This window comes from Mycobacterium sp. TH-M82 (assembly GCF_057473605.1).
This window is the reverse complement of the sequence record NZ_JBYCKY010000769.1, coordinates 1-3,470: the sequence shown is the minus strand read 5'-3', so window position 1 is coordinate 3,470 and position 3,470 is coordinate 1. Positions and strand designations below refer to the sequence as shown.

General features: G+C 66.8%; 3 protein-coding genes. All 3 read right to left on the bottom strand.

The window, feature by feature from the left end; all coding sequences use genetic code 11:
• Window positions 1-98: 98 nt before the first annotated feature.
• The 3 genes from AC2VON_RS22925 to AC2VON_RS22915 are packed head-to-tail and all read right to left on the bottom strand — an operon-like array spanning window position 99 to window position 3,318.
• On the bottom strand, window positions 99-1,106 hold the full coding sequence (locus AC2VON_RS22925; protein WP_486954907.1) for a tyrosine-type recombinase/integrase: 1,008 nt from the start codon (window positions 1,104-1,106) through the stop codon (window positions 99-101).
• Window positions 1,103-2,074, bottom strand: coding sequence for a tyrosine-type recombinase/integrase (locus tag AC2VON_RS22920; RefSeq protein ID WP_486954906.1), 972 nt, complete (start codon window positions 2,072-2,074; stop codon window positions 1,103-1,105). Before AC2VON_RS22920 ends, AC2VON_RS22925 begins: the two co-directional genes overlap by 4 nt.
• Entirely contained in the window at window positions 2,071-3,318 is a 1,248-nt protein-coding gene (locus AC2VON_RS22915; protein ID WP_486954905.1) for a tyrosine-type recombinase/integrase, read from the bottom strand. The genes AC2VON_RS22920 and AC2VON_RS22915 overlap by 4 nt, the downstream gene beginning before the upstream one ends.
• Window positions 3,319-3,470 lie beyond the last annotated feature (152 nt).

The following is a 3,470-nucleotide window of genomic DNA, read 5'->3' as shown; positions in this document are numbered from 1 at the left end:
CGCCCTCGTTATGTGCCGGGCCGGCCGTGGTGCCGTCAAGAAGCCCTGTGCCGCATTGGTTTGACGACTCTTCGGGTCGGCGACGGGGCGCATAACGGTCAGAGTGAGGCGAGCCAGTTCAGCAGGGTTTCGTCCGTGCGCCAGATTGGCTTGCTCGGGGGTCCCGCCGAAGAACCTGGAAGTTCGGTGGCGCGGAGCGCCGCCTGTTTCGCTTTGGTGTTGATCTCGGCGTACCGGTTCGTGGTGGACAGGTCGGCGTGACCGAGCCAGCCTCGGATGACGTTGACTTCCACGCCGGCCTCCAGCAAGTGGACGGCCGCAGTGTGGCGGAAGGTGTGCGGGCTGACGTGTCGCCCGTGACGCTGGTCGTCCAGTCCGGCGGCGTGCCGGCGCACGATCTTGTAGATACCGGAACGGGTGAGCGGCTGCCCGCGGGCGACGAACACCGCGGTGTCGGGGGTGGCTGGTTGGTCGGCGCAGTCCAGCAGCTCTCGGAGCAGCTGCGCGGTGCGCTGCCAAAGCGGGCAGGTCCGCCACTTGTCGCCTTTGCCGTGCAAGCGCGCGACGGGGTATTCACCGAGATCGAGGTTACCGACGCGCAGGTCGGCAACCTCCTGCACCCGTGCGCCGCTGTTGTAGAGGAACAGCAGCAGCGCACGGTCACGCGGGGTGAGTCGGCCCTCGTGGGGCATATCGGCGAACAGTTGCTCAACCTCGTCGCGTTCGAGGAAGCTCGTCTCGGCCGGCGCGGCACGCTTCATCGGGATGGCTGCGACACGCTGGCAGACGCCGAGCATCTCCGGTTCACGGGTGGCGATGTAGTCGAACAGCGTGTGCAGTGTGGCAAGGCGCTGGTTGCGGGTGCGGACGTGGTTACCGCGGTCCAGTTCGAGGTAGCGCAGGAACGCGACGACCCGGTCGAAAGTCAGATCGGCGAGCCGCAGCTTCGTGATCTTGCAGCGCCTGTCGCCGGCGAGGAACAGCAGGAACAGCCGCATGGTGTCGCGGTAGCTGCGCACCGACGCCGGTCGTAGCCCTTTCACGGTGATCAGGTGGTCGAGGAAGAAGGACTGCACGATCGGGCCGAGCGGAGTGTTCGTGCTCATGGCAGTGCCTGCGCCCAGGCCGGTTGCGCGAATGCTTCGAACCGCCGGTTGGCCTCGGCCAGCAGTTCGGGGGTGATCTGCAGGTAGACCGCGGTCGATTTCGGGTCGACGTGGCCCATGAACGTGGACAGCTGGTGCAGCCTCGTCATGGGATTGATCCCTTGCCGATACCAGCGCAGCAGGCATCCCACGGCGAACGAATGCCGCAGCGAGTGCAGTCGCGGCGCGCCCACGCCGTCAGGAACAGGGAGGTCGAGAAGAGGCACGAGGTGATGGAAGGTCTGGCTGGCCGTGCCCGGGTGCATGCATCGCCGCCCGTCGAAGGTGAATAGCGGGCCGTCGGTCCCGGCGGATCGGTCTTCCTGATGCCGGTACTCGAGTTGGCGGTGCAGCAGTTCACCGATCTGTGGGCCGTGCGGGACGAGGCGGGTCTTGCCGAACTTGCCACCGCGGACCACGAGCAGGCCGCGGTCGACATCGACGTCTGCGACCCGCAGTCCGCATGCCTCGCCCGCTCGTAGCCCCAGGCCGTAACAGATCGCGTAGACGGTGCGGTAGGTCGGGCCGCGGTGCAGCGCGCGAGGGTTGTCCGGCAACGCGGCTGCGGTGTCGAGCAGTCGACGCGCCTGCGCACGGTCGAATAGGAACGGCAACCGGTCAGCCGTCCCGCGACGCTTGCGGGTCAGCGACGCTGGGGCGACGTCGAGCATTTCCTGCGTCACTGCCCAGTTGAGCAGGCCGGTGACGACGCCGAGCAGATGGTTGAAGCTCCGCGGCCGCGTCCGCGGCCGGGAAGCCAGGAAGTCGTCGATGACGCCCGCATTGAGCTGATCGAGTCGGTTGATGCCACGCTGGTCGGCGAAGCGGGCCAGCAGCGTGAGTTCGGCCTGTTCGCTGTCGAACTTGCGGCCCACGCCGCGTTTGTGGGTCAGGTAGGCATCAACGACGGCGTGTAGGTCGGCGGTCATCGCAGTACCTGTTCGCCGTCGCCGAGGGCGACCTCGCGGAGGTTCTCGACATCAACTTTGGCGTAGACCTCGGTCGACTTCGCCGAGCGGTGCCCGACGAAGTCACCGATTGTCTTCAACGTGAAGCCGTCATCGACAAGGCGCTGCACGCAGGTGTGGCGCAGCGTGTGCGAGCCCGGCCGCGGCACGTCGATGCCTGCCAGCAGCAGATAGTTGCGGGCGCACGCGGAGATCGCGGCCGTACCGACCGGTCGCACCGGAGCCGCAGCGCGGAAGAACACGTGCCGATCGCTGCTCGCCGGTCGTCCGTGTTGCAGATAGTCGGCCAACGCCGCACCCACAACCGGTGAGAGTGGGAACGCGGTGGAATGCCCCGCCTTGCGTTCCGGGACAGCCAGACGTTCCCGCTTCCAGTCGATGTCGTCCAACGTCAGCGCGGTGACTTCGCGTGCCCGCAACCCGTAGGTCACCAGCAGCAGCAACATCGCGTAGTCGCGCTTGCCGACAGGAGCGCGTCGATCGACTATGGCCAGCATGGTGCCGACCTCAGCCCAAGTGATCGACCGCGGCACGGTGGACAGCCGATACACCTGCGGCCACTCGACCGCGTCACTCAAGTCCCTACGCACGACGCCTTCCCGGTGTGCGTACCGCAGAAACACCCGCAGGACACCACACGTGTCGCGCACCGTCGACTTCGCCAAGCCCGCCCGTGAACGTTCGGTGACGAACGCGCTCAGCAGCGTCGGCGACAGCTCGGGCACCGTCGCGCCGACGCCGATCAGGAACGCTTCAAGACGGGACAGGTAGTGCCGGTAGGCCAGGATCGTGGCAGGCCGCAGCCCGCGCTCCTCAGCGAGGTAGTTGAAGAACCCGGGCACGGTGTCTGCGAACGGCAGGTTGTGACGGTGACGGCCGGTGCCCTCGAAGTCGACCAGGACCACCCGCAGCATCTGCTCCACCGGACCGCGGATCTCCTTCGCAAGCCGTGGCCTAACGCAGTTCGGGCCGACCCGGAACTGCACGAATGCCTCGACATGCTCCGGAAGATCCCGCACCGACGCCGCCCCGTGCCCCCGGGCGAACTCGCCAAAAGCGAGCATCTCTGGTACCCGCCGCAACACAGTCCTGGGACGGTAGCCCTGCTCATCCAGCCACGCCGCATACCGCTCCACCTCCGGGCCGATCCACGACGCGCGGATCCGATCGATCGTCAGCGGCTTGACGAAGTACTTCTCCCACATGGCAACTTCCTCTCTACAAGTAGCGGTAGAAAGCAACCATCACCCCAACCACGGGCGTTATGCGCCCCGTCGCCGACCCGAAGAGTCGTCAAACCAATGCGGCACAGGGCTTCTTGACGGCACCACGGCCGGCCCGGCACATAACGAGGGCG